23 protein-coding genes are annotated in these 26,953 nt (G+C 34.2%); 9 read left to right on the forward strand and 14 right to left on the reverse strand.

Annotated features, from left to right (window positions below):
• Positions 1 to 4 precede the first annotated feature (4 nt).
• Positions 5 to 172: a hypothetical protein gene (locus AABL81_RS00485; RefSeq protein WP_176770719.1), complete on the forward strand. Its 168-nt coding sequence runs from the start codon at positions 5 to 7 to the stop codon at positions 170 to 172.
• Positions 173 to 281: 109 nt separating this feature from the next.
• Here AABL81_RS00485 and AABL81_RS00490 read toward each other — a convergent pair whose 3' ends face one another.
• The 3 genes from AABL81_RS00490 to AABL81_RS00500 all read right to left on the reverse strand — a co-directional run bounded on the left by AABL81_RS00490 (position 282) and on the right by AABL81_RS00500 (position 3,031).
• Positions 282 to 1,376, reverse strand: a complete 1,095-nt coding sequence (locus tag AABL81_RS00490; RefSeq protein WP_341340066.1) for a Fic family protein — start codon at positions 1,374 to 1,376, stop codon at positions 282 to 284.
• A 174-nt stretch (positions 1,377 to 1,550) separates the two neighbouring features.
• Positions 1,551 to 2,687 carry a helix-turn-helix domain-containing protein gene (locus AABL81_RS00495; RefSeq protein ID WP_341340067.1) on the reverse strand — a complete coding sequence of 379 codons (1,137 nt, stop codon included), beginning with the start codon at positions 2,685 to 2,687 and terminating at the stop codon, positions 1,551 to 1,553.
• An 11-nt stretch (positions 2,688 to 2,698) separates the two neighbouring features.
• The gene (locus tag AABL81_RS00500) at positions 2,699 to 3,031 is read right to left on the reverse strand and encodes a type II toxin-antitoxin system RelE/ParE family toxin (RefSeq protein ID WP_090406477.1); all 333 of its coding nucleotides are present in this window, start codon (positions 3,029 to 3,031) and stop codon (positions 2,699 to 2,701) included.
• A gap of 202 nt (positions 3,032 to 3,233) precedes the next feature.
• Between AABL81_RS00500 and AABL81_RS00505 the strand changes: the two genes are divergently transcribed.
• The 3 genes from AABL81_RS00505 (at position 3,234) to AABL81_RS00515 (ending at position 5,567) form a co-directional block, all read left to right on the forward strand.
• Positions 3,234 to 3,854 carry a class I SAM-dependent methyltransferase gene (locus AABL81_RS00505; RefSeq protein WP_341340068.1) on the forward strand — a complete coding sequence of 207 codons (621 nt, stop codon included), beginning with the start codon at positions 3,234 to 3,236 and terminating at the stop codon, positions 3,852 to 3,854.
• Between the two features lie 69 nt (positions 3,855 to 3,923).
• A complete protein-coding gene (locus AABL81_RS00510; RefSeq protein ID WP_341340069.1) occupies positions 3,924 to 4,388 on the forward strand; it encodes a hypothetical protein in 465 nt (154 codons plus the stop codon).
• Between the two features lie 453 nt (positions 4,389 to 4,841).
• Entirely contained in the window at positions 4,842 to 5,567 is a 726-nt protein-coding gene (locus AABL81_RS00515) for a hypothetical protein (protein ID WP_341340070.1), read from the forward strand.
• 1,003 nt (positions 5,568 to 6,570) lie between these two features.
• On the opposite strand, the gene corA is transcribed toward AABL81_RS00515, so the two are convergent.
• A complete protein-coding gene (gene corA / locus AABL81_RS00520; protein ID WP_341340071.1) occupies positions 6,571 to 7,656 on the reverse strand; it encodes a magnesium/cobalt transporter CorA in 1,086 nt (361 codons plus the stop codon).
• Positions 7,657 to 7,733: 77 nt separating this feature from the next.
• On the opposite strand from corA, the gene hutI reads away from it, so the two are divergent.
• From hutI to AABL81_RS00540, 4 genes are read left to right on the forward strand one after another with little or no spacing between them, the layout of a single operon-like run.
• Positions 7,734 to 8,969 carry an imidazolonepropionase gene (hutI, locus tag AABL81_RS00525; RefSeq protein ID WP_341340072.1) on the forward strand — a complete coding sequence of 412 codons (1,236 nt, stop codon included), beginning with the start codon at positions 7,734 to 7,736 and terminating at the stop codon, positions 8,967 to 8,969.
• A gap of 44 nt (positions 8,970 to 9,013) precedes the next feature.
• The gene (locus AABL81_RS00530) at positions 9,014 to 10,057 is read left to right on the forward strand and encodes a formimidoylglutamase (RefSeq protein ID WP_158210740.1); all 1,044 of its coding nucleotides are present in this window, start codon (positions 9,014 to 9,016) and stop codon (positions 10,055 to 10,057) included.
• A gap of 2 nt (positions 10,058 to 10,059) precedes the next feature.
• Entirely contained in the window at positions 10,060 to 10,734 is a 675-nt protein-coding gene (locus AABL81_RS00535; protein WP_158210739.1) for a response regulator transcription factor, read from the forward strand.
• Between the two features lie 2 nt (positions 10,735 to 10,736).
• Positions 10,737 to 12,086 (forward strand): sensor histidine kinase, encoded by a 1,350-nt coding sequence (locus AABL81_RS00540; protein ID WP_341340073.1) that lies wholly within the window; start codon positions 10,737 to 10,739, stop codon positions 12,084 to 12,086.
• Between the two features lie 374 nt (positions 12,087 to 12,460).
• Here the strand turns inward: AABL81_RS00540 and aroC are convergent, their stop codons facing one another.
• Together aroC and AABL81_RS00550 are read right to left on the reverse strand one after the other, a co-directional pair.
• Positions 12,461 to 13,531, reverse strand: coding sequence for a chorismate synthase (aroC, locus tag AABL81_RS00545; protein WP_090406452.1), 1,071 nt, complete (start codon positions 13,529 to 13,531; stop codon positions 12,461 to 12,463).
• A 373-nt stretch (positions 13,532 to 13,904) separates the two neighbouring features.
• Positions 13,905 to 14,447, reverse strand: a complete 543-nt coding sequence (locus AABL81_RS00550) for a YqiA/YcfP family alpha/beta fold hydrolase (RefSeq protein WP_341340074.1) — start codon at positions 14,445 to 14,447, stop codon at positions 13,905 to 13,907.
• Between the two features lie 217 nt (positions 14,448 to 14,664).
• Here AABL81_RS00550 and AABL81_RS00555 point away from each other — a divergent pair, with 217 nt between their 5' ends.
• A complete protein-coding gene (locus tag AABL81_RS00555) occupies positions 14,665 to 15,171 on the forward strand; it encodes a hypothetical protein (RefSeq protein ID WP_341340075.1) in 507 nt (168 codons plus the stop codon).
• Between the two features lie 165 nt (positions 15,172 to 15,336).
• Here the strand turns inward: AABL81_RS00555 and AABL81_RS00560 are convergent, their stop codons facing one another.
• The 8 genes from AABL81_RS00560 to AABL81_RS00595 form a co-directional block, all read right to left on the reverse strand.
• Positions 15,337 to 15,804, reverse strand: coding sequence for a hypothetical protein (locus AABL81_RS00560; protein WP_158210735.1), 468 nt, complete (start codon positions 15,802 to 15,804; stop codon positions 15,337 to 15,339).
• A 133-nt stretch (positions 15,805 to 15,937) separates the two neighbouring features.
• Positions 15,938 to 17,974: an ATP-binding protein gene (locus tag AABL81_RS00565; protein ID WP_341340076.1), complete on the reverse strand. Its 2,037-nt coding sequence runs from the start codon at positions 17,972 to 17,974 to the stop codon at positions 15,938 to 15,940.
• 259 nt (positions 17,975 to 18,233) lie between these two features.
• Positions 18,234 to 20,267 carry a tetratricopeptide repeat-containing sensor histidine kinase gene (locus AABL81_RS00570; RefSeq protein ID WP_341340077.1) on the reverse strand — a complete coding sequence of 678 codons (2,034 nt, stop codon included), beginning with the start codon at positions 20,265 to 20,267 and terminating at the stop codon, positions 18,234 to 18,236.
• 315 nt (positions 20,268 to 20,582) lie between these two features.
• On the reverse strand, positions 20,583 to 22,082 hold the full coding sequence (locus tag AABL81_RS00575) for a malate:quinone oxidoreductase (RefSeq protein WP_158210732.1): 1,500 nt from the start codon (positions 22,080 to 22,082) through the stop codon (positions 20,583 to 20,585).
• 85 nt (positions 22,083 to 22,167) lie between these two features.
• A complete protein-coding gene (ruvX, locus tag AABL81_RS00580) occupies positions 22,168 to 22,578 on the reverse strand; it encodes a Holliday junction resolvase RuvX (protein ID WP_090406434.1) in 411 nt (136 codons plus the stop codon).
• A 17-nt stretch (positions 22,579 to 22,595) separates the two neighbouring features.
• Positions 22,596 to 23,768, reverse strand: a complete 1,173-nt coding sequence (locus AABL81_RS00585) for an AIR synthase related protein (RefSeq protein WP_090406432.1) — start codon at positions 23,766 to 23,768, stop codon at positions 22,596 to 22,598.
• A 153-nt stretch (positions 23,769 to 23,921) separates the two neighbouring features.
• The gene (locus AABL81_RS00590; RefSeq protein WP_158210731.1) at positions 23,922 to 25,049 is read right to left on the reverse strand and encodes a cysteine desulfurase family protein; all 1,128 of its coding nucleotides are present in this window, start codon (positions 25,047 to 25,049) and stop codon (positions 23,922 to 23,924) included.
• A 149-nt stretch (positions 25,050 to 25,198) separates the two neighbouring features.
• Positions 25,199 to 26,953: an MFS transporter gene (locus AABL81_RS00595; RefSeq protein WP_341340078.1), complete on the reverse strand. Its 1,755-nt coding sequence runs from the start codon at positions 26,951 to 26,953 to the stop codon at positions 25,199 to 25,201.

Here is a 26,953-nt window from a genome sequence, read left to right on the forward strand (position 1 = left end):
TGTTATGATCATAGCCCTATGTGTTATCGTTATTATCGCAATACTATTGGTTTGTGTCTCAATGATCTCCAGAGTACTGCGCGTTTACCTATTGGTCTTTAAAGATAAAGAGCTATGGGATAAAGAAATTGAAGAAGATACTAAATACCAATTTATAAAAGGATTATACTAAAAGCTTTTTCCTAATTTATACATATACACTTTTTCATTTTACTCTAAAAAAGGGAATTACAACTGAATGTAATTCCCTTTTTTCTTTTGATGAGGTAAGTGGTTTTAGTTTACCAATTTAAAGTATAATGTGTACTTCTCCCTCCTGCCCCAGCTTTTATAAGTATGTTTTTTTCTACTAAATCAGTAATATCCCTCAAAGCAGAATCTTGTGATGTCTTTGCTATTTTTGCCCACTTACTCGTTGTTAAATTACCTTCAAAGCCTTCTATCAACTTATTCAACATCAAACGTTGTCTATCATTACCTACTTTGATAGCATTTCTCATCCAAAATTGATGTTTCCTTATTACTTTATCAATAATTACATTTGAGTCAATTATCGCCTCTTTTAATCGTTCTAAAAACCAAACTATCCAATCTGTAATATCCAAGTCGCCTCTCTGGGTACGTTCTAATATTGTATAGTAAGACTTTTTCTTATCCTTTATTTGCATAGACATACTATAAAATCGCTGATTAACACCATCTGATTTAGACAACTGCATATCTGCTATTGCTCTAGCTATACGACCATTTCCATCGTCAAATGGATGTATTGTCAAAAACCATAAATGAGCGATGCTTGCTTTTATAATCGAATCTATCTCAGAAAAATTGTTAAACCAATCTATAAACTCACTCATTTCCATCGATAAACGCGAAGGTTTTGGTGCTTCATAATGGATTATTTCTCTTCCCATACCACCTGAAACAACTTGCATATCTCCCTCTCGCCAGTCACCAACTTTAATTTTATGCATACCACTTCTTCCTGTTGGAAACAAAGCTGAATGCCAGCCAAACATCCGTTCTTCTGTCAATTTTTTACTCTCATTCTGAGTGGCATCAAGCATCATATCAACTATACCATCAATATGTCTATCGGAATGTTCTATACCTGAATTTTCAAGCCCTAGACGAGTTGCAATAGAAGAACGTACTTGCTCAGGATTTAGCACCTCTCCTTCAATTTCAGACGACTGAACAACATCTTGAATCAAGGTTTCTAAATTAGCTTCATCTTGCAATTCAAAACCTAATAATTCTATCTTACCCATTAATTTGCCCTGCAAGTTTCGAACTTCACTCAATAAAGTAATTAAATCTTCTTCATCCCATTGGAAATCAGGCCATTTTTTCAGATTATGTATATAACTTGACATGCTTTTTTTCTTTTATGCGGTAAATATACACCTTATTCACCGCAAAATATGCGGTGAATAGAAGCTTTTTTCACCGCAAAAAGACAAAGAAAGGCTATCTTTAGAGTTACTAATAATTAAAAAATCCCTAAACAGTAACCTGTTTAGGGATTTTATATTGTGAATGAAGATAGCTTATTCTACCTCTTCAAGCATATGATCTCTTTGATTTGTACAAGAAAAAACAACCTTAGACTTCAAATCATTAAATTGTATTTCATGATATCCAATACTTTTTTCTCTTTGCAATTGAGAAACTAAAATACTCGGATGTACTTTATGTTTTTCTGAGAACAATAATAGTGTATTCTTATCCCATTTCTCTGTACGCTTCATTAACTTGCGAATAGAATCACCGATTAAAATCTTTGCTGCAAAACTATCAGCCTCTTTCTCTTTCAACAAGTTACTATCAAAATCAATAGATTTACCATCAATAAAAACTTCAGACTTATTATGCAACTTAATATGGGCTAATTCGTGAAAGAAACTAAACCAAAAAGCATTGTAATCTTTCTGTCTATCCGTTATCTGAATTAAGGGAAGTGTCTTATTTCTAATCCAACGCGCAGCTCCATATATAGGAGCCTTTGACAAGCATTGCGAATAAACTAATGCCACACCAAATGAAGCACATATCTCTTGTAATTGAATTAACCAATCATCTGGATGTTCATACATTAATGCCTGTAATCTCGTAATACTTTCAGACAATACTTTTTTATCAAAATTACTTACGTTTATTTTTTCAGCATCTAACTCTCCTAATCTCAACCAAGTTGCAATAACTTTAGGTTCTGTCGAATGTCTTAAATCAATTTTATAAGACAACGATACTTCTGCAGAATAAATAGTATGCCACTCATTTTCAGAAGCTACTCTAAAAAACTTTAGCAGAGCCTCTTTCATTGTTATTTTATCTTTACTATCAGGTAACAACCCTAAACTTTTCAAGTACTCCAAAGGAAAACCCTTTACCCACTCAATTGACTGAGATAACTCCTCTAACTTTTCAATCTCCAATAATTCTTCTTGGTATTGCTTTTCTAAATTCAACCAAAAAGAAGCAGGAACTCCTAAAACAAATTCTAATTTTTGTGCAGTATCTCTTGTTATAGAAGATTTACCCTTAATCAATTCATTCAATTTAGGAACAGACCTACCTATACGTTCTGCAAGCTCTGCCTGCGACATACCAATAAAATCAATGTGTTCCTGAATTGTATCTCCTGGAACAGACAATAATTCTTTTTTTAATCTAAGTGCTTCCATAAATAAATGTCTTAATGAGGATCTTCTACCGATATAGCTTTTATTTTAATAACCTCTACAAGATTAACTCCTCCATCTTCTAACCTTGGAATAGGATCTTGGTCTATTTCAAAAATAATTCGCCAATTTTTAAAGATATCTATTGACCATTCCCCTTTTCTATTACCACTATAAGAATGAAGTCGCAATGCGGGCAACTTAGCAATTACTGATAGATTATCTGCAGCTACTAATTGTGCCAACCTTTGTTTTATCTTTTTGGCTAATACTCCATATTCTTTAGACAACTCTTTGTCTGTAGTCAATGAATTCTTCAGCTTTTTAGTTTTATAGGATATCTCCACTGCAAATGTATTAATTTTTATTTACCTAAAGGGTTAATTGTTTTATAAATTAAAAAACAACACACTAATATTTAACAAGATACAAGAAATATAAAAAACTATAACAACCAAATAAACAAAAAACATCTCCTGAATCAAAAACCTCCTATCCTCACTAAATCCCCACTATATTCCTTAACTTTACCCTTCCAAAAACACCGATATGAATTGCACCTTGTGTCACACACCGCTTGTTGATAAAATCGATCCTGAATACTTTCAATGTCCTACTTGTAAGGCGTATGTAAAAGACGAAACACTCTATTTTAACCAAGAGAAAGAGAAACAACACTACGAGTGTCACAACAATGATGTAAACGATATTGGATACCAAAAATTCACTTCACCGATTACCAATACCATCTTAGAACAGTGCTCAGCAACAATGTTGGGACTCGACTTTGGCTGTGGTAAAGGTCCGGTTATCACCAAGCAATTGGTTGACAAAGGATACCAAGTAAAACTATACGACCCCTATTTTTATCCGGATACGGATTACCTCAACCATCGCTATGACTACATCTTTAGTTGTGAAGTATTTGAACACTTTTACAACCCTTTTGAAGAAATTGTAAAACTAACCGATTTATTGCATTCGGGTGGATTATTAGTAGTTATGACTCACCAATACACCGGACAACAACCCTTTGACAAGTGGTATTACCGCAAAGACCAAACCCACGTGTTTATCTACTCCCCACAAACAATTACATACATTGCCAACAAATTCGGATACCACATTGAATCACAAACAGAAAAAATGTTTGTATTGAGAAAAAAGTAGGCTTACACACCTACTGAATCAGCAGTATTTTAGGTATAATTATTGTAGTATATAAACCTAAAAATCACGATGAAAACACTGCTAATCAGCTTGTTATTTTCCACTTCTTGCTTTGCACAACAAGAGGCGAATCTCCCTACCTATCGCACGCGAACATTAGATCAAAAGAACATCGCTAAAATTCACCTTGACAAAGAAGGTAGTCAGACATATACGTATCTATCAGGTGAAAAAGACTTTCTCAAAGAGCTAACACAATATTACCAAGCGATAGTACCCTATACAATTCAAGTGCAATCGACAGCGATAAACTACATAAAAGACAACTATTACCTTCAAACAAATACAGCCACACACAGTATTACAACCCTTTTACACAAAGTAATGGTTCGCGATATCACTACTCCCTACCTCATCATTGGTACGAATCACTGCATCGTAGCCAATAATTCAAAACTGTGCTACCCACATCAAGATGGAATGAACTGCATTGACCAACAGTCTCATTGCCAGAAAATAAACTCTAAAAAATAAAAATCGGAATAAACTTTCTCCCTATTAGCAGCAAACCAAGTCTCAAAACACCTTATCATTTCCTTACGATATGGTGTTTTTTATTGGGTTTTATACAGAGTGTATGTATACTCTATGTATAGTCCTTGTATACCCAATGTATAAAATCTATGTAAAAAGATACATTGAATATACATAAACAATATATAAGATATACATACACTATGGTATAATTATTGATATAACTAACAAATAATCAGTCATTTATAAAAAATAAATATATCAAAAATCAAAGAAAACCACTTACAGAAAAGCCTTTAAATTAATTGCATTAACAACAAGGGTACACACAAGAATATGCTATACTTATTGCTGTTTTAACAAGGACAATCAGCAATGCTAATCGACCTCAACTGTATTAATTACAGCTTTTTAAAACATAAAAAATCAAATAATTTATAACTACACTACCTTATGGCAAGACTTGACAACAAAGGAAAACTTCACGGATTAGTTGGTACTGTTATCGCAAGAGAAATTGGAGGTAAACAATTCATACAATCAAAAGGAAAGAAAAGAAAGATGAACAAACAGTCTCTTGAAAATTTTAACGAGTTTAAAATTGCAAGTTCAGACGGAAAATTGATTCGTGCTAATATTGAAAAGATATTAGACAACAAACACGATAAATACTTATACAGACGATTTACTGGAGCACTGTACAATGCGCTGAAAAGTAACAAAGAACTCGATAAAGGACAACGCAATCTACTTAACAGTTCAATGGAAGGCATAAAGGGGTTTGAGTTTAATACTACACAACCCTTTGAAAAAACATTTTATGCAAAAATTAAAACGGAATTATCAGAAGACAATAAACTACATATTACTATTCCTCCTTTTGAGCCGAGCAAGTTTGTAATGTTTCCCTATATAGCTACAACGGCTTGTTTAAAATTTAGTCTATACACTGATGAGTTAAAGGGAGAAAAACAGACAGTTTTACCAAATCATATATTTGAGTTCTCATCGTCAAAGACAGCAACAGAAGAATTTCAGTGTTATTTTGAAATACCTAAAAAAGAACACTTTACAATTGTAATTGCAGAATTACTCTTTTACTATACTGCTGAAGATGATAGTAAAAATTTGCACAACAACAAACTATATCACCCAAGTACAATTATTTTCGGTAAATAAATTACTCCTCTAAATTAATATAAAACAACAAAAAAGCACAGTTCGTTTAAACTGTGCTTTTACTATTTTATTCGTTTACCAATGCTACGTCATCCCCTTATAATAAATGTCTTTACATAGAAATACCAATATCTAAACCAAAACATTTAAATAGACAACATACCTTTAACCTTCATATCTTTCTGATTAATGTTGTCCAAAGGCATAAAAAGAAATGCGTTTTATACACTTAACATAGATTACACAAAAAACAAACTACCTAATTAAGTTTTGCTTTCCTTACTTATCCCGTTATAAAATGCAACAAATTTTTCTTTTCTCTTTATAACTAACATTTGTTTTTACTCACTTTTATTCTACTTGATATTCTTTCAAATGTTAATTTATTTACACCAAATTCGACCAAATAATAACAATCTGTCAAAAAGCAAGGACATATTGCGTCAAACGCCATTAATTTTTATCCTTATTTCTCTTTAAAAATAATTGTTTTAGTAAAAATTCGAGGTTTAAAAAACAAAGATTAACAATCCCAATAATTTATTCGCAAAAAGCAATAATACACAAAGTTTTAGCTACTTTTTAAGTCTTTGCAGTACCTATTTTATCTATTTTTGTACAAGAATAAATCAGTAGAGTAATAATAAGTACAATACTTTAGATTAATTTTAAGTAAGAAATATTACAAGTAAATATTGATTCGCAATATGTAGAATTACTTTTAAAACATCTTCTTCAATTTAATAGCTATAGACTCATTAATTACCTAAAATATTTCCTGCTTAAACAAACATTCTTGTTGTTATGAAGCACTATAATATTCATCCTGATTTATATGTTGATATATTGCGTTAAGCTATCTTATCCAATATTTATAAATCAACACTAAATTCGAACTATATAGAACTCGTTTCTATAACGTTATATGTTGTTTCCTAATTAAAGCTCTATTGTTGTTGATAGAGCTTTATTTTTTTCTACTCCTTTGAAACAGCTATTCTAATCAAAACCATTTACGCCATTTGAAATACAATATCATTACGATAACCAAGGCAAACATTCCTCCTAAAGTCCAATAATACCCATTTTCAAACTTCAATTCTGGCATATTCTCAAAGTTCATTCCGTACACCCCAACGATAAATGTCAAGGGAATAAAGATGACAGATACTATTGTCAATACCTTCATAATCTCATTCATACGGTTGCTTTGTGCTGAAAAGAAGAAGTTTGTAGCACTGTCTAATTTGTTGAGGTTATACTCTATCTGGTCAAGCAACTCCACCGATTTAAACTGTAAACGCTCAAAAAACACCATACTCGACTTGCTGATAATACAATCCGTATTCCCTTTGTCGTGTTGGGTTTTAAGACTGTACAACACCTCTCTCAGTGGAATAATAGCTCGTTTAATGTCTTGTAACTCCTGCGTATATCCTTCAATATTGACCAACGTACGTCTTTGATACTGCGTCTTCGCATCTATTAACACCGTCTCTACCCCATCTTCAACTACATCTAACACCGTCAGGAAGCTGTCCATCAACGACTCCATTAAAGCGTACAACAAATAACTCGAATCACGCTTGCGCACTAAACCTGTCTTCGTGCGAATACGCTCTCTAATTACATTGAAAAAATCGCCTTTCTTTTCTTGAAACGACAGTAATATTTCGTTTTTCAAGATAAAGCTAACTTGTTCTACGTCTATAGTAACATCCGTTTCTTTAAACGGTAATATTGCCTTGACACTAAAAAACATAACATCATCCAACTCCTCAACACGCGTACGTCTTGAAAAGTTCAGTATCTCCGCCATAATATAAGATTCGATATTAAAGAAACGCCCTATCTCTTGAAGCAACTCAATATCGTGTAATCCGTGTAAATTAAACCATTTGATAGCATTTGGACTTGCCGCATTCAGAATATCCTCTATTTCCTTTAAACTCAAATCGTTGTACTCCTCAAATTTGTTTTCATCATAGACAAATAACTGCATTGAAATAGGAACATCCGGAAAATCACCTGAATATTCTAAATAATTGCCCTGAAGTTTTCTTATTTTATTATATTTAACTCGCCTCACATTTCTTAATTTTGAATAAATATACTGGTTTTTCCAATTAAACAGTATATTGAGGACTAATAACAAAACAAAAAACAATGACTATACTACTGAAAAACATCAAGGAAATTCTACAAGTTAGAAATCAACATATCGACAAATTAGAAGGACGAGAAATGAAAACACTGCCTGTGCTTGAAAACGCTTTCCTTTTAATTGAAAACGACATCATTAAAGACTTTGGTCCGATGAGCGATTGTCCGACTGCTGATTTTGACGAGGTAATTGATGTTACGGGGAAAACTGTTTTACCAACTTGGGTAGATAGCCACACTCATTTAGTATATGCTGGCAACAGAGAGTTGGAGTTTGTAGATCGAATCAACGGATTGAGTTACGAGGAAATATTCAATCGCGGAGGGGGAATTTTAAACTCAGCTAAGAAATTACAAGAACTTTCAGAAGAAGAATTATACGAACAATCGCGCAAACGCTTAGAGGAGGTTATCCAACAAGGTACAGGTGCGGTTGAAATAAAGTCTGGTTACGGACTTACATTAGAGGCGGAACTAAAGATGCTTAGGGTAATCAAGAAGTTGAAAGACAACTACCCTATTGAAATAAAAGCTACATTTTTAGGGGCTCACGCATTCCCAACAGCGTATAAGGACAATCACAAAGGATACATCGATTTACTGGTTGATGAGATGATTCCGGCTATCGCAAAAGAAGGGTTGGCGGAATATGTAGATGCTTTCTTAGAAACAGGATACTTCTCTTGTGAAGAAACAGAACGCATTATTCAAGCGGGACAAAAACACGGAATGATTGCGAAAGTACACGTTAACCAATTTACAGCTATTGGCGGAATTGAAATGTGTGTGAAGAATGGTGCTTTATCAGTTGACCACTTGGAAATAGTAACCGATGAAGATATTGCTATCTTAAAAGGGAGTAAAACAATGCCTGTAGCCCTACCTACGTGTTCGTTCTTTATTTCGATTCCGTACACACCCGCACGTAAAATGATTGACGCTGGATTGCCAATTGCCTTAGCATCTGACTCAAACCCAGGAACTACACCTTCAGGTAATATGAACTTTGTAGTATCTACGGCTTGTATTAAGATGAAAATGACTCCAGAAGAGGCTATTAATGCCGCTACAATAAACGGGGCTTATGCTATGGGCGTTGGACAAGATTATGGTAGTATCACAAAAGGGAAAAAGGCAAGTTTGATTATCACGAAGCCATTGCACTCTTTTTACGAATTGCCATACGCATTTGGTAGTAACAACATTGAGCAGGTTATCTTAAACGGAAAGTTGCAATAAGACAGAGGAACTCCTCTTTTTTACACACCACAAAAAATTGAACTATGAATAGTCAAAAGATAAAATTATTCAAGAAAGCTGATTTAATTGCCCTTACAAAGTTTAGAAGTGGCGAAATTAAGTTTGGCGAGAGAATACATACCTTAGAATCAGATGCTAATTGGGAAGACGAATTAGCAACGATAGATGCAAAATACGCTATTATTGGTATTCCGGAAGACATTGGGGTTAAAGCAAACCTGGGTCGCCCTGGAACCGCTACGGCTTGGCAATCGTTTTTAAACAGTTTCCTCAATATTCAACACAACCGCTTTTGTAAGGGAAGTTGGACTACAATTGTTGGTCATTTAGACTTTGAACAAGAAATGGCTGAGGCGAGAAACTTAGACACAACAAGTAAAGAGGACAGAAAACGCTTGTGTGAATTGGTTTCTTGTATTGACAAAGAGGTTTCTCATACAATTACCAAAATAGTTAATGCTGGTAAAATTCCGATTATTATTGGCGGAGGACACAACAACGCTTATGGTAATATCAAAGGAGTTGCTTTGGCAAAAGGGAAGCACATCAATGTCATTAACTTTGACGCGCATTCTGATTTCCGTCCTTTAGAAGGTCGCCATAGTGGTAATGGGTTTTCTTATGCCTTTGAAGAAGGGTTCTTGAAGAATTACTTCATTTTTGGACTACACGAAAACTATACTTCAAAGACTATATTTGCTGATATAAAGGCGAATGCAGACCGTGTGAAGTACAATACGTATGAGCAAATACGCATTAGAAAAGAAAAGTCTTTTGACACTGAGTTAATTACAGCTCAAAAGCACATAGACTATAATTACTATGGAATTGAGATTGATTTAGACGCGGTGCCAATGATTGCAAGTAGTGCCATTACACCAACAGGTTTCTCGGCAGAGCGATTACGTCAATTCATCCACTTCTTTGGAAAGTCGCGCAATGCAAGCTACCTACACATTTGTGAAGGAGCGCCGTCGTTAGACTTTGAACAAAACAGTCACTTAGTAGGTAAACTGATTGCTTATTTGGTAACTGATTTTATGAAATCAAATATGGAAAGACTTTAATTGTGAATATACTATTAGTTGAGGATGACACACGCATTAGCGATTTCATCGTAAAGGGTTTAGAGGAAAACGGAATGAGAGTTGAACTCGCACAAACGGGTGAGCACGCAAGAGAGCTTATCTTAAATGGAGAGTGGGACTTAATCTTGATGGACATTATGCTGCCGGGCATTGATGGTATTCAGTTGACTAAAATGATTCGTTTTAAGAAGAACTACACGCCTATTCTAATGTTGAGCGCTTTGAGTGAAACCTCAGACAAAATCTCTGCTTTAGACGGTGGTGCTGATGATTACTTGACTAAACCGTTTCACTTTAGCGAGTTGATTTCTCGTATTAATGCACTGACAAGACGTACGAAGTTTAACTACGAAAAAAGGGAACACGTTTATGTATGCCGCGATTTAAAGCTTGACCCCGAAAAACACCTTGTAATGCAAGGAGATAAACAAATAGACTTGTCTCCTCGTGAATACAAATTGCTGTTGTTCTTGTTGGAAAACAAAGACAAGGTCGTGTCGAGAATGCAAATTCTGGAACGCGTGTGGGGTATTCAGTTTGACACCAATACAAATGTTGTAGATGTGTATATCTCTTATTTGAGAAATAAACTGGATGAATCACAAGGCAAAATGATTCACACGATCAAAGGAACGGGTTATATGTTACAAGAATAATTATGAATTTACGCAACCGCTTGACGCTTTATAGTACGATTACCTTTGGTATTGTATTCTGTTTGGCTTCTCTCCTGATATTTTTGGCTTACTACAAACGAGCACAAGACAATATCTTTAGTGAGCTTGAGAATACAACCCTACTTTCGGCTATCTACTATTTAGAACAAGACGAGTTGCCTCAAAATGAGCATTCAGTTATTCGCGACCAATTTAGGACTACTATCCTAAGTAAGAACGTGGCTGTTATCAATGCTAATAACACAGTGGAGTTTGGTCAACTAATTGACGACCCAAATATTACAGATAAGATTCTGTCGTTAATACGCAAGAATGAAACCTTCTATTTTAAAAAGGACAACTCTTTTTACTACGGAATGTTTTACCCTGATAATCAAGGTGATTTTGTGGTCTTTACAAAAGAACCCGGTACTGAATATGCCTCTCAAATCAAGAGTTTACTACTGATATTGGGTATTGTTTTGCTATTGGGATTATTGGCTATTTACCTATTAAGTCGCTATATCTCAAATGTGGCGTACAAGCCGATTAAGAATATAGTACAACAGGTAAACGAAGTAAACTACTCAAACTTAGAGCAAGGAATTGCTGTGCCTAAAACAGACGATGAGTTAGAAGAGCTTATCACAACGTACAACAAGCTATTGGCTCGATTGTCTGAAAGTTTCCTTGTACAAAAGAACTTCATCAACTATGTGTCTCACGAATTTAAAACTCCGCTTACGGCAATTAGCGGAAGCTTAGAGGTGTTTGCACAAAAAGAACGCTCTCCTGAAGAATATAAACAAGTAACCCAAGAAGCATTAGACAATGTTTATAAGATTGAAAGTATCTTATCTAACTTGCTGCTATTATCGGGGTTAAAAAATGCAGAACACCAGTCACAGCTTGTGCGTATAGACGAATTGATATGGGATATTAACGAGGCATTGCACAATAAGCTAACGGAGTTTAAAACACAACTGCACATTGATATACAAGTAAACGACTTCTCGTTGTTAGAGTTCAAAGGGAATGAAACGTTGATTCACCTGGCATTGTACAACATCATTGAAAATGCCATTAAATACTCTAATAACAATCCGGTTGAGATTGTATTAAAGTCTGTCAATGGTCGCCTGAACGTTGTGGTTACAGACCACGGCAAGGGTATTGCCTCTGACGATTTAACCTTTATCAAACAAACATTTTATCGCGGTAAGAATGTAGGGAATATCAAAGGAAGTGGTATTGGGTTATCACTTGCTACAATTATCTTTGACCAACATAGTATAGGCTTTGATATACAGTCGTCTCTAAAGAATGGTACTGTTATCACATTGACGTTTTAGGTAGTCAAGCAAAAGGACATCTATTGATTCTCGTCTGATTTTAAAACGATTACGTTTACTTTATAATGCTTTATCGTTTTGTCAAACAAGTCTACTTCATCACAACTAAACTACAAGGATAAGTTGATGACAACAATGTATTGTAACACTTATTAGAAGGTTTTATTTAAGTAAGGAAACGACAATACCCGTAAGCAGCGTATCCCTCGTTGATACAAGGTTTACGTTGTCACATACATCTAAAGCCATTATATCCGTAACTATACTACACACCCCTTCTATACCTACTCTACCCTTATAAACTAAGGAGAATAACTATTCATTACTTGACAACAACAATAAAATAGTGAAGCTATAGAGGTCAGTTTAATCCCCTATTTTTGTTTCTTATAACCGTATTGTTCGATAAACATATCCGCTAAAGTAATTGCGGTCATTGCCTCAACAATAGGCACTGCCCTTGGTAACACACAAGCATCGTGGCGACCTTTCCCTTGTACTGTAACTACTTCATTTGCACTATTGATAGACTGCTGATCCTTCATCAAAGTAGCCGTAGGTTTAAACGCCACACGAAAATAGATATCCATACCATTACTGATACCACCTACTATTCCGCCTGCGTTATTCGTAGCCGTTTTTCCATCAGGTAAGATAACGTCATTATGCTCACTTCCACGCATCGTAGTACCAGCAAACCCACGTCCGAACTCAACACCCTTAACAGCGTTAATCCCCAACATTGCCTTTGCCAACTCCGCATCTAAACGGTCAAAGACAGGTTCGCCTAAACCAACAGGAACGTTTTGAACCACGCAGAAGATAGTTCCCCCTATAGAGTCTCCATCTTTCTTTACCGCTTTGATTAACTCCTCCATTTGAATTGCAATAGCAGGATCCGCACAACGCACTGGGTTTTGTTCGATTGTAGAAAAGTCGAGTTCTTGATACGGTTTATCAATTGAAATATCACCTACAGACGCCACATAGGCTGTAATCTTAACAGAAGACAACACCTGCTTAGCAATAGCTCCAGCTACTACCCTACAAGCAGTTTCACGAGCAGAACTACGCCCTCCTCCGCGGTAATCTCTATGCCCGTACTTTTGGTCGTACACATAATCAGCGTGGCTTGGGCGGTAAACATCCTTAATATGGTCGTAATCTTTAGACTTTGGATTTGTGTTTTCAATGATAAAACCAATTGGCGTACCCGTTGTTTTACCCTCAAAAATACCCGACATAAAGCGTACTTCATCAGCCTCTTTACGTTGCGTTACTATCTTCGACTGCCCTGGTTTACGTCTATCCAACTCCGCTTGAATTTCCTGTAAATCCAATGCTATTCCAGCCGGACAACCGTCAATGATACCGCCAATCGCATCACCGTGCGACTCGCCAAATGTTGTTACTCGAAAACGATTACCAAATGTATTACCTGCCATAACCTGTGTATTTACTACAAGTTTACTACATTTTTCACAGATAGCGTGTCTGTCTTGGCATTTTTCTACGTGAAAAACACTTATAAATCTTGTTTTAATAGCAGAATATTAAAAAAGTAACTAAACAAGAATAATACAAGGGAACCCATCAAAAACACAATCAACAGAGATAGTTATGTGTCAGCAAAACAATTTATTTACACGCACAATACTTTAAGTAACAAGCTAAAATACAATCACATAAATAAGGTAACACAAAGAAACAAAGCCACTATAATACTTAATAAATTCCGTTGCCCACCTATCAGTTGATTGCCTAACCCCTTAAAAGTAGACATAAAAAAACGAGGTATCACTACCTCGTTTTATATTATTAAAAATAATCGAATCTTAATTTGTTTTGTACATAACAATTAATGTACCCTAAATAATCGCGGAATTTAGGTAAACGGTGAGAATCTTCAACAAATAATATCTCACTATTGTAAGACCCTTTTTCTTGGAAACCTTTGTAATCAATTACTTCATCTTGTTTTCCAATCAAAATAAACGCATCTTTAGGATCGTCTATAGTAATCAAACTATTCTTTAAATTGTCTGGAAACTCTAAGTTTGACCCTATGCGCATACCGTAATCTAAAAGCGGACTAACCATAACAAGTACAGACGCTAATCCTTTCTTCTTTCTACGTTCTCTCAACTGATAGGCAAAATTAGCACCGGATGAGTCTCCCATAAGAATTACTTGCTCCTCTTCAGCTATACTTGCTTCAACGATATTTAGAATACCATTAAAGTCGGACTCAGGTGTCCATTCAACACAATAGCTTGACGAGCTTTTAAACAACTTTTTGAAGTCTTGGAATTTACGAGAAGTACGGTCAGACCCGTATCCGTGAAAATAAATCATTATCATGGGCGTAGATTTTAGTCTTTATTACGAAGAGTTAAATTACGGAGTTTTACGGGGTTTAGGAAATGATAATTGTCAATTTAACAATAAATAATTCGAAAACTGTACTATTTCCTATAAAACCTTTAATCTACACGCTGTAAGATGTCTTTACAACATATTGTTAATCAGCTTATTTTGTTAAAAATAAAGTGTATTTTTAGCCTTATATTTTTTTTAGATGAAAAAACACCTTGTATTACTTAGCCTATTCTCTTTTTTAGGATGTCAAAACAACAAAATTGTTAGTTCGCACGAGCGTATTAGCTACACACCTACGTTGTATGAACCGAAAAGAGAAGTGATTGGAATAGACGAAATAACAGGTAAAGAGCGCTTTACGACACGTTTAGTTTCTTATCGACAAGATATAAACCACAACAAAATAGCAGCGATACGCATTAAAGAAAACCAATTGAACTATACTGTACAAGGATGGTATCCATCATCTGGGTTATCAGTAAGTAAGATGTCACTAACTAAAGAAAAGAGCATTGACAACGATACGCTTATACTAACCCATCAAATTCACATCACAAAACAAGCCGGTAAAGAATCTGCTATGGTTTACGGATATAACTTTAGACAAGCCAACAAAGCGCAAATAAAATCAAGCTATACAGCTATTATCATTCGCCTTACAGACCCCAATGGAGCGTTACTTGACGAACAGATTATTGCGTTATAATAGTGTTCTTTAAAGTATATATTTACAGTTACACTACAAAACTAAATAATGACAAATTACACGAATACTTAATTACTTAACATACTAAACAGCAACTATTTAAACACAAAAAAGCCAAGGTTACCCTTGGCTATAAAAAAACACGTAGTATGAGTAAGCAAATTCCTACTTCAATTTATTTTCTGCGTCGTTAAGACCTTCTTTTAACTTATCTCCTGCTTGTTTAGCAGCTTCTTTTACATCTTCAAAAGCTTCTTTTGCTCTATCCTTACCTTCTTCTACAGTACCTTTAATATTGTCTACAATTTGTCCTGCATCAGACTTCATATCTCCAAGCCCATTCTCTGTCTTCTCTTTACTTTCCTCTACAGAAGCTTTTGCCTTATCAATTACCTCATTAGCTTTATCTTTAGCACCTTCATAAGCATCTTTAACAGAATGTTCGACTTTTCCGACCTCTTCCTTAGCAGCTTCTCCCAAATCTTTAAGACTATCTACAACATCTTCCGCAACGTCCTTCGCTTTATCCCATAAGTTTTCAATAAACCCCTCCGCTTTATCTTTAGCTGAATCAATTACATCATTCGCTTTTTTCTTCAAATCTTCTTGTTTTCCTGATTGATTGTCTTTCATAATAATGCTTTTTTGATTTTTAGTTTCTCTAAAATACAAAAAAAGCTTTTTAATGAAGAGATTTTATTAGTTTATTTTAAAATAAATTACATTAAACACACGAAAAACACCCGATATAAAACAAAAAATATATTTAACCTATTACTATTCGAAGTGTTGTACCTTTACCTTTAGCACTTTGAATATGGAAAAACGCATTCACCAAATCACATCGATCTTGTATATTATTTAGTCCTAAACCCCGTTTAACTTTCTTTACTTCAAACCCTACTCCATTATCTTTAATTAACAATTCTATCCCCCCCTCATTAAGTTTTCTAAAAATAACAATACAATTGGTTGCCTTTGCATATTTATGAACGTTTTGTAAAGCCTCTTGTATTATTCTATATAGGTGAATCTTAATTCGGTGACAAAGGTTTTGTAAATCTAATTCAGGCGCAATAACTAACGTAAACTCTGTTTGTTCATTTCGATTTTGTATCTGCACTAAGTCTTCTAACAGCTGATTATAAAAACTAATCTTAAAGCTTTCTTCATTACCAAGCGAATGCGATACACCTCTAATATACTCTTCAACTTCTTTTACTTCATTTATCAGTAAATTTCTTTGCTTTTCAAGTGTATTTTCTGTTATCTGCATTAATGAAAAACGAGTTACAAAAAGCTTATTTAGTACACCATCGTGTAGTTCTTTAGCGACCTCTTTTCTCTCTTGAGAACGCGCCTGTCCCATTTTGTCGTGAATCGTTAAAATAGAGCTATAGTATTTTTCAGTGTCCTGTTGAAATAACTTAACCATTTTTACTTCACGCGATTTCTGTCTAAACAAAATAATAAAAAAGATAAGTACAGCTAAACCTAACATTGTACTCCCCACTTGAGTTATTACATCTTTCTGGCTTTGTAGTTTTTTATTTGCCTTAATTAAGAAATCTGCCTCATAACTGATACGAGCAAAGGTATTTTTGATCATCCTATTTTCATCAGTCAATAAATCACCTAATTCCTCATATCGTATAAAATATTCTTGATGGTGAACTTTATCAAATTTCAGCAGTTTAGATAAAACTTCCTTTTCTAACGCAAGATCATTGAATTTTATGGTATAAGCTCTAACCTCATTCAAAACAGATACAGCTTGTTCTGAATCCCCTTTTAAAAACAGTAATTCACCTAAAGCGATCTTAGCAATATTTTCATCTTTAGGATTTGAATGCTTTATATTAAAAGCAATAGCTTTCTTCAGTTCACTTTCAACTCCATTTACTTTTTTTTCTGCAATATTTGCTGTTGCTTTTAAAGTAATTAATTGTGCAGTTAATATATCGTCATAAGCCCCCTCACGTCCTAAGTACTTATCTATAGTCTCATCTACAAGTTGACGAACTACCTCATAGTCCTCTTTTTTAAGATAAGCTTCAACTATATTTTTGTAAACAGTGACAAAGTTTAATCGTTTTACATTCTCATTGTAAATTTTATCAATTCGAGGATCGTATAAATAATCAAGAGCTTCAAATAAAGAAACAATTGCTTCATCAGTTTCTCCAAGTCCTGCCAAAATACTACCAAGAATTAATTTTGACATATAGTCAACCTTTATATCATCTTGATATTTATTTAAACGTATAAGCTTTAAAACATTTGACTGAGCCTCTGTAAAAATGCGATTATTTAATAAAACAACACCTTTAGAGCGATAAACATCTCTTAATAGTACAGTGTCATTAATAGCGGTATAAATATATTCTGCTTTTGTGTAGTAATAATACGCCGTATCAAAAACAAATCTGCTCTCATAGTTAACTCCTTTTAAATAGTAACTCCTTGCCTCAAAACGTTGATCATTGTCTTTAGTAGCTAATTCCGATAATAAATCAATATAAGACATATCGGCATAAGTTTTTCTAATGTAATAAGCCATCAATTCTCTTGTTTCCTCTGAATTTGGCAACTTTTTTACTAACTGCCCTATAGAATCTATTTCTGCCTTTTCTTTTTCATTTGCGGTAATTCTATCATACTTATCTATATGCTGTCTTAGAATATCAACTTGAGAATAACTCGTGTCATTTTCCCGATGGCAAGCCATACTCATAACACCAACCAGTGTGATAAAGCCAATATAGCCAAATGTTACCTTTATATTATCTCTAAACTTTTCCATCGAGTTCTAAATCAACTAACAAAACGAATATAACCTCACGAAAATTCAAATATATAAGCCTATAATTCAGTACTATAAACTTAAAATTGACATTTCATTTCCAAAAGTACTCATTACAAAACTATTTATGTTATAATAACAATAATAATTACACTATTTATAAAAAAATAAATAATACTTTCTGCTATAATTGACAATAATTCGATATTTTGTATTTATATTAACAAATAAACCTATAGTATATACTTCAAATGTTCTATTACTTTTTAAACACTAATAGAACAATAGTACCAACTCCAACACTGCTTTTAATTTCAAACTGTCCACCTATAAGTTCTGTGCGTTCTTTTATATTGAGAAGTCCTTGTCCGTATTTAACCCCACGCTGATCAAACCCTTTTCCATTATCATTAACTTCAATTTCAAACGTATCCTCTGTTTTTTGTTTTATAGTTACGTAACACTTTGTTGCTTCAGAGTGTTTTTGAACATTCTGTAATACCTCTTGTAAAATTCTATATATATTAATCTTACAATGATGTGATAAATTATCAATATCTAATTTTTCATCAATATGATATCTAAACTTTATTGCCAAGTTTCTATTCTGTAGTTCAACTAATTCTCTTAATAACGGAACAAACTGTTCAATTAGCATACTATTTTCGTTGGCTAAAGCGTGTGATACACCTCTTAAATAGTTTTCAACATCTTTAAGTTCATTAACAAGTAAATTTTTCTGTTGACTAAAATTCTCTTCTTCTAACTGCATCAATGAAAAACGCGTTATAAAAAGCTTATTTAATACACCGTCGTGCAGTTCTTTTGCTATTTCATTTCGCTCACTTTCTTGAGCCTCAGACATCTCATTATGACTCTTAATAATTGAATTATAGTACCTCTCAGTATCCCCTTGTAACATTCTTACAATCATTAATTTTCTTTTCCTCTGTAAATAGAAAACAACTAATAAAATTAATAAAGACAATAAAAATAATATTCCACTAACTACTACAATTGTGTTCTTTTCTTGTTTTAAGGCAATATTTGATTTTTCTAAAGTAGTTGCTTCATACTTAATTCTTGAAAACTTATTTCTTGTAAGATTGTTCTCATCCACTGCACGTCTTTGCAATGACAAATAAGTATTGAAATTTTCAGATGCTTTGTCTTCTTCATACTTCAGTAATAACTCTACAGCGTTCAAATTTGTTTGAAAGTCATCTTCCTTTTCAGCATAGTCTAAAACCTCTTTTATTATACTATGTGCAGTCTTAGGTTTATTACTCAAATAATTATATTCTGCTAAGCATAATTTTGCTAAGTTTTCTAAGACTAAATTTCCGAACTTTGTTGAAATATCCATAGATATATTAGCTAAACTACTTACTTTAGATAACTCACCACTTTTCATTTGAGCAATTGCTAAATTAAGTGCTAAAGCTGAATAAACCTGTTTATCTATTGGATGATCAAAATCTATCTGTTTATCTATTGCGTCTTGTAAAGAGGTGATAGCTAACTCATATCGTTCTTGTTTTATTAAAATACGAGATACATTATTATGGATATTCGCACGATTTAATCTCCTATAATAATCTGTTGTTAGATTTCTTAATTCCTTAGTATCCAGCATCTCATATGCTTGATTATATAAATCAATCGCCTCATCATTTTGTCCTAATCCAACAAGTATTTCTCCCATTATACAGTATTGTTGAAATAGACGTTTAGAATCGCGATTGCTTAATCCATAACCAATAGATTTAGTCATTTGATTTTCAGCCTCACCATAAATTGAATTTCCTGTTAACAGTTCGGCTTTATGGATATAAACCTCTTCTAAATCTAATGAATCTTGCGTTTTTAAAAATAACTGCTCTGCTTGTGTGAAGAAATAATAAGAACTATCAATCTTAAATCTATTTTCGAAAAACTTACCTAATGACATATAAGCACGAGCCATATCTGTAGAGTCTTCCGCTTGTTCTGCGTACTTCAAAAGATGATGTGAGAAAACTTTATCTGCTTTTGTTTTTGATATAAAACGATGTATTATTTCCCTGTTTTCCTTAGTATTGGATAAACCTAAAACTTTTGCTTCTATATCACCAAGTTGTTTGACTTGTAAGCTATCTTTTCTATAATAATCGTATTTATTTATAAATGTACTTATAGCTATGCTATCTGAATGCAATTTTGCTGCATTCCTCTTTTGACAACTATATAATACCAACAAGAATAATACTGCAAACAGTAGTACTGATTTCTTAATAAACACTCTTAAATTCATACTGTGAAAAGCCTTAATTAAATACCAAAGACAAAAGCTAAAGTGACAAAGTGCGAATTTACTATTATTTACATAAATAAAAATATGATATATCACTATTTTTTCAAAAAACAATATAAATCACTCATATCATTTAAACATATTAGTATTTTTAGGATAGTAAGAATTACTATCAAAAGGTAGTGATTACAGCCTATACGGTGCAATTATATTTAACATATAACCTCTAATTAAAACTCTTACTATTTTAAAAACTACAAACAAAAAAAGCACCCCTTTTTCAAGGAGTGCTTGTTATATAAAGTAAGAATATTCTTATTTATTATGAGGGAATACCTTCAATACAGAAGAACAATTCTCTCTAATTTCAGCTACCAATTCTGGGTGCTCATTCAATTTTAATCCAAAAGAAGGAATCATTTCTTTGAATTTAGCTTGCCATTCAGTTGATTGAAACTCTTGTTTGAAACATTGAGAAAGTAATTTCAACATAATAGGTGTAGCTGTAGATGCACCAGGAGAAGCTCCTAATAACGCAGCAATTGACCCATCAGCAGAGTTTACTACCTCTGTACCAAACTGTAAAATACCTTTACCGTCTTTGTCTTTTTTGATAACCTGAACACGTTGTCCAGCTTTCTCTAATGACCAATCTTCATCTTTAGCATCTGGATAGTACGCTCTTAACGCTTCGTAACGAGATTTCTCAGACTGTAATACTTGTCCGATCAAGTATTTAGTCAAATCCATATTACGCATTCCTACACCAAGCATTGGTCCAATATTATTCATTTCTAATGATTTGAATAAATCAGCATTTGAACCTTGTTTTAAGAACTTAGTAGAGAAACCAGCATAAGGACCGAATAACAATGAATGTTTTCCGTCGATAAAACGAGTATCTAAGTGAGGTACAGACATTGGAGGTGCTCCAACAGATGCTTTACCATACACTTTAGCCATATGTTTTTTCACTACTTCAGGATTACGACATACAAGCCACTCACCTCCTACAGGGAAACCACCATAACCTTTACTCTCTGGAATATCAGCCTTTTGTAATAACAAAATAGCTCCACCACCAGCACCTACAAATACAAACTTAGAGTTAACTACTTTCTTAGCTCCTGTTTTGCGATCTGTAGAAGAAACTGTCCAAACATCACCTTTGCGTTTAATATCTGTAACTTGAGTGTTAAAACTCATATTTACACCATTCTCGCTTTTTAAGTGATCAAATAACTGACGAGTTAAGTCTCCAAAGTTAACATCCGTTCCTAATGGCATATGCGTAGCAGCATAAACATCATCCGTTTTACGGTTGTCCATTAATAATGGCGCCCACTCTTTAATTTGTTTTGGATCTTCAGAAAACTCCATTCCGTGGAATAACGGGTATTTTTGAAGCTCTGCATAACGTTTTCTCAAGAAGTTAACGTTATTCTCTCCCCATACAAAGCTCATATGAGGCACAGTATTAATAAAACTATTTGGCTTTTTAAGAATATTTTTCTTTACCAAATAAGACCAAAATTGTCGAGACACTTCAAATTGTTCAACAATATTGATTGCCTTAGTAGCATCAATTGTACCGTCTGCTTTTTCAGGCGTATAATTTAATTCACAAAACGCAGAGTGTCCAGTTCCGGCATTATTCATTGCATCAGAACTTTCGGCAGCTGCACTGTCGAGACGCTCAATAACCTCAATGGTTAAGTTTGGTTTCAGCTCTTTCAATAGGACACCGAGTGTAGCACTCATAATTCCTGCACCTACCAAAACAACATCAGCCTCTGATTTTTGTATACTTGACATTATATCGGATTTATTTTTTTGCAAAATTAATCTATATTATAGAGAAATTGTAGGAATCTCTCAAAAAATATTTTAAAAAGACAATTTAGAATTTATTCATATAATCTTGAAGGATTATAGTCGCAGCTATTTCGTCTATCAACGCTTTATTTTGTCGCTGTTTTTTCTTCAACCCACTGTCTATCATTGTTTGGAATGCCATCTTAGAAGTAAAGCGTTCATCAATACGCTCTACTGGCATTGCCGGAAAGTTCTTTTCAAACTTACCAATAAACTCATTTAGCAAAGGAACTACTTCAGATGGTTCGTTATTTAAGCGTTTAGGTTCTCCTATAATCACCTTTTCCACCTTCTCCTTTGCAAAATATTCTTTTAAAAATGGCAACAATTCCGATGTATCAACCGTCGTTAAGCCTGAAGCTATTATTTGAAATTCATCAGTAACTGCAATTCCAGTGCGTTTTTTACCGAAGTCGATAGATAGTAATCTTGCCATTTTTATATGTATTCTTTTTAGTAATTAAATGTTCCGTATTCTGATGTAATCGTTAGTTTCTTTTCTTCTGAAGCCTCTACACGACCTACAATTTGTGCTTTTACATTAAACGATTCTGAAATAGCAATGATATCTGCCGCTACTTCTGGTTTAACATAAAGCTCCATTCTGTGACCACAGTTGAACACTTGATACATTTCTCTCCAATCCGTATTAGATTGTTCCTGAATCAACTTAAACAAAGGTGGCACAGCAAATAAATTATCTTTTACAATATGTAAATTATCTACAAAGTGCAATATTTTCGTTTGTGCTCCTCCACTACAATGTACCATTCCGTGTACGCTATCTGCTTTGTATTTAGACAGAATAGCTTTGATAATTGGCGCATACGTTCTTGTTGGAGACAATACCAACTTACCAGCGTCTATTGGAGAACCCTCCACTGCATCAGTTAAGTTCACCTTTCCTGAATACACTAATTCTTCTGGTACAGACGAGTCAAAACTCTCTGGGTATTTTGCTGCTAACGAGTGATCAAACACATCGTGTCTTGCTGAAGTAAGTCCATTACTTCCCATTCCACCATTGTATTCTTTTTCATACGTTGCTTGTCCGAATGACTCTAATCCTACGATTACGTCACCAGGTTGAATATTCGCATTGTCAATCACATCACTGCGTTTCATACGAGCAGTAACAGTCGAATCAACAATAATTGTGCGAACTAAATCTCCCACATCTGCTGTTTCCCCTCCTGTTGAATGGATCGTTACACCAAATGCTTTCAATTCTTTAATCAAATCCTCAGTACCATTGATGATAGCAGAAATAACCTCACCTGGAACCAAGTTTTTATTACGACCAATTGTACTTGACAACAAGATATTATCCGTTGCACCAACGCACAGTAAATCGTCGATATTCATAATAAGCGCATCTTGAGCAATTCCTTTCCAAACAGAAATATCTCCTGTTTCTTTCCAATACATATAAGCTAAAGACGATTTTGTACCTGCTCCATCAGCGTGCATAATCAAGCAGTAATCTTCATCTCCTGTTAAATGGTCTGGAATAATCTTACAAAAAGCTTTAGGAAATAACCCTTTGTCAATGTTCTTAATAGCATTGTGAACATCTTCTTTTTCCGCAGAAACTCCGCGTAGTGCGTATCTATTGTTAGTATTCATAAAAAGTGTGTTGTTTGCGCAAATTTAAGCTTATTGTTGATGTAAAGCAATGTTATTTTAGAGCAACATTATTTTTATTTCTCAAAAAGCCTTAGCCTTGAATACAAGGCAAAAAAAAATCTACCGCCTTAGCAGTAGATTTCTATAAATCTGTTAGATAGTTTTTAATACATCTATCAAAATATCAATATCTTCTTTTGTATTTTCGTGACTAAAAGAAAGTCTTAAACTCGGTTTCTTTAAATCCTCAGCACATAAAAACTGAGACAATACGTGAGATGGTTTTTGACTACCTGATTGACAAGCACTACCTCTTGATACAGCGATTCCTTTCATATCTAATTGAAACAACATCATTGCTGCTTTCTCTTCTGATAAAGGTAATAACACGTTTAAAATATTGTAGAATCCTGTTTTGTTACCATTAAAATGTACATCTGGGTACACTTCAACTAATCGCTTGCTACAATACTCTTTTAACGAAGTAATATGAGCGCGTTCTTCATCCAACAACTCGTACGCCATTTCTAACGCTTTTGCCATACCAACTACTTGGTGTGTTCCCTCTGTTCCTGCGCGAAGTCCTTTTTCTTGTTCTCCTCCAAACATTACTGGTCTCAACACGTTTTTCTTACGGATAAATGCAAAACCAATTCCTTTTGGTCCGTGGAATTTATGAGCACTTGCTACAATAAAGTCTACAGGAATTTCAGCTAAATCAATTCTTGTTTTACCAACTGATTGTACTGTATCGCAGTGAAACAAAGCATCATTCTCTTGACACATAGTAGCCACGCGTTTCAAATCAAGTTCAGTACCAACCTCATTGTTTACGTGCATTAAACTCACTAAAGTTGGCTTATCACCCTCTTTTAATAATTGTTCAAGTTGCTCGTAATCAATTTCACTTGTTTCTTTTATATCTAAAAACACCATCTCCACACCATATTCAGCATTTAATTGCTTTATAGTGTTTAACACAGCGTGGTGTTCTAATTTTGTACTAATAATTCTCTTAACTCCTAAATCTCTAACAGCAGAGCGCAAAATCCAGTTGTTACCTTCCGTTCCACAAGAGTTAAAAATAATCTCAGAAGAACTAACGTTAAACTGTTTTGCGATTATCTTTCGTGCACTTTCAATTAACGCCTTTGCGTGTCGTCCAATAGAATAAGTAGATGACGGGTTTCCATAATCATCTCTTAATACTTTAATCATTTCCTCTACTACTTCAGGACGCACAGATGTTGTTGCTGCACTGTCAAGATATACTTGTTTCATTTCCTAATAATTTGTTGGTATTAATACTATGCTTTACAAAGAAAGCAGTTGTTGTGTTCTTTAGTTAATCAATAAGCAAATATAATAAAAACTCGAAAAAAGAGCATAATTATATTAACAGTTTTACATCAAATGTGATTATTTTTAAATCATTCAACGTTATCTATGATAATATCCTGTTCTTTTAAGACCTTTTTAGCAATGATTCCAAATAAAAGCAAATACACAAAACACAATAAACTAACAATATATGATTGGTGTATTCCTATTATATCTGCTACTTTTCCTTGTATAGGTGGAATAATACCTCCTCCTAAAATCATCATAATTAAGAAAGAAGACCCTTGTGCGGTATATTTTCCAAGACCGATAATTGCAATATTAAAAATAGCTGGCCACAATACACTACAAGCTAATCCTCCTGCTAAAAAGGCATAAACAGCAGTCATACTTGTTGTCATCAATCCAATCACCATTGCTACGAGTCCAAATGTACTAAATAACACCATTGTTCTGGCAGATTTATTTTTACTCCAAAAAGAGAATAAAATTTGAATAACCACACAGATGATATAATAATACAAATGTTGAATATCATTTCCTGCTAACACATTGGCAAACAGCACGACAACGTATGCTAACAAAGGAACTACCACTAAAGCTAATACGCGTTTTGTTTTACTTAAATTAAATACGCTTACAGCACCTGCCCATCTACCAATCATCAAACTCCCCCAATACATCGAAATATAAGGCGCAATCTCTGACGATTGTAACGACCCAAATTCTTCAAGTTTTAATAATTCTCCTAAATTACTCCCGATTCCAACTTCAACACCTACATAAGCGAAGATGGCAAACATCCCCAATAACAATTGCGGATACTGCATAGCTCCCCATCCTTCTTTATTTTTTCTACTACTTACATAAGCAAAAGCGATACTCCCAGCAATAACGACTAACGCACCACAAAGCAACAAAATACGCTTGTTTTCTAAGGGCACTTTTAGTACTTCAATCGCCTGATCTATTGTTTGTAAAGGGTTTCCTTCAAGTAAAGCAACTTGTGGTAAATCACCATTTTCCAAACGTTGAGCTAATACTATACGTTCTGATTCTAATTGATCAATATCTTTACTCGCCTGACTGCTATATGTTCCAAAAACAGGAATAAACAAGGCAATAAGTAAGCCAGTCATAATTAACAATAACTTAATCGACTTACTTGCAGGCTCAATCTCCTCTGTACTAACTCCGGCTGGAATCTTCTTTGAAAAGTAAAACATCGCTGCCGCAAGTAAAAATAGTCCACCAACAGCGGCATATAAAAATGTCATCGTATCCAAACTTAAATGTTGAATCTGATCATCTGTCAACGCTTCCGTACTTCCAAAAAGCGCATACGCCATTAAAAGCGGACCTACCGTTGTTCCCAGCGAGTTGATTCCCCCTCCAAGACTCACTCTACTCGTTCCCGTTTTAGGATCTCCCAGAGAAATAGCCAACGGATTCGCCGCAATCTGCTGTAGTGAAAACCCAAGGGCCACGACAAACAAGCCAACCAACAACGCTACGTAAACACTCACCTGTACTGCCCATATCATTGCAGCTGCCCCGATGGCAGAAAACAGTAATCCATAAACAATAGAGCGTTTAAACCCCCAATTACCGATCAAATCTTTTCGCTTGTAAGAACTCACTAAAAACAAGATTAACGCCCCAAAATAATAAGCTGTATAAAAAGAAAAGTCGATAAGCTGTGATTGAAACTGGTCTAAATGAAAGAAAGCTTTACAGAATGGAATAAAAATACTATTACCCGCAGCGAAAAAGCCCCAAAAGAAGAAAACGGTAACCAATATATACAACGCTGGATAATTGGTTTTTACAGATGAATTACTCAT

Origin of the sequence: Myroides sp. C1519 (genome assembly GCF_038039755.1) — a bacterium.
Classification (GTDB): Bacteria; Bacteroidota; Bacteroidia; order Flavobacteriales; family Flavobacteriaceae; genus Flavobacterium; species Flavobacterium phaeum_A.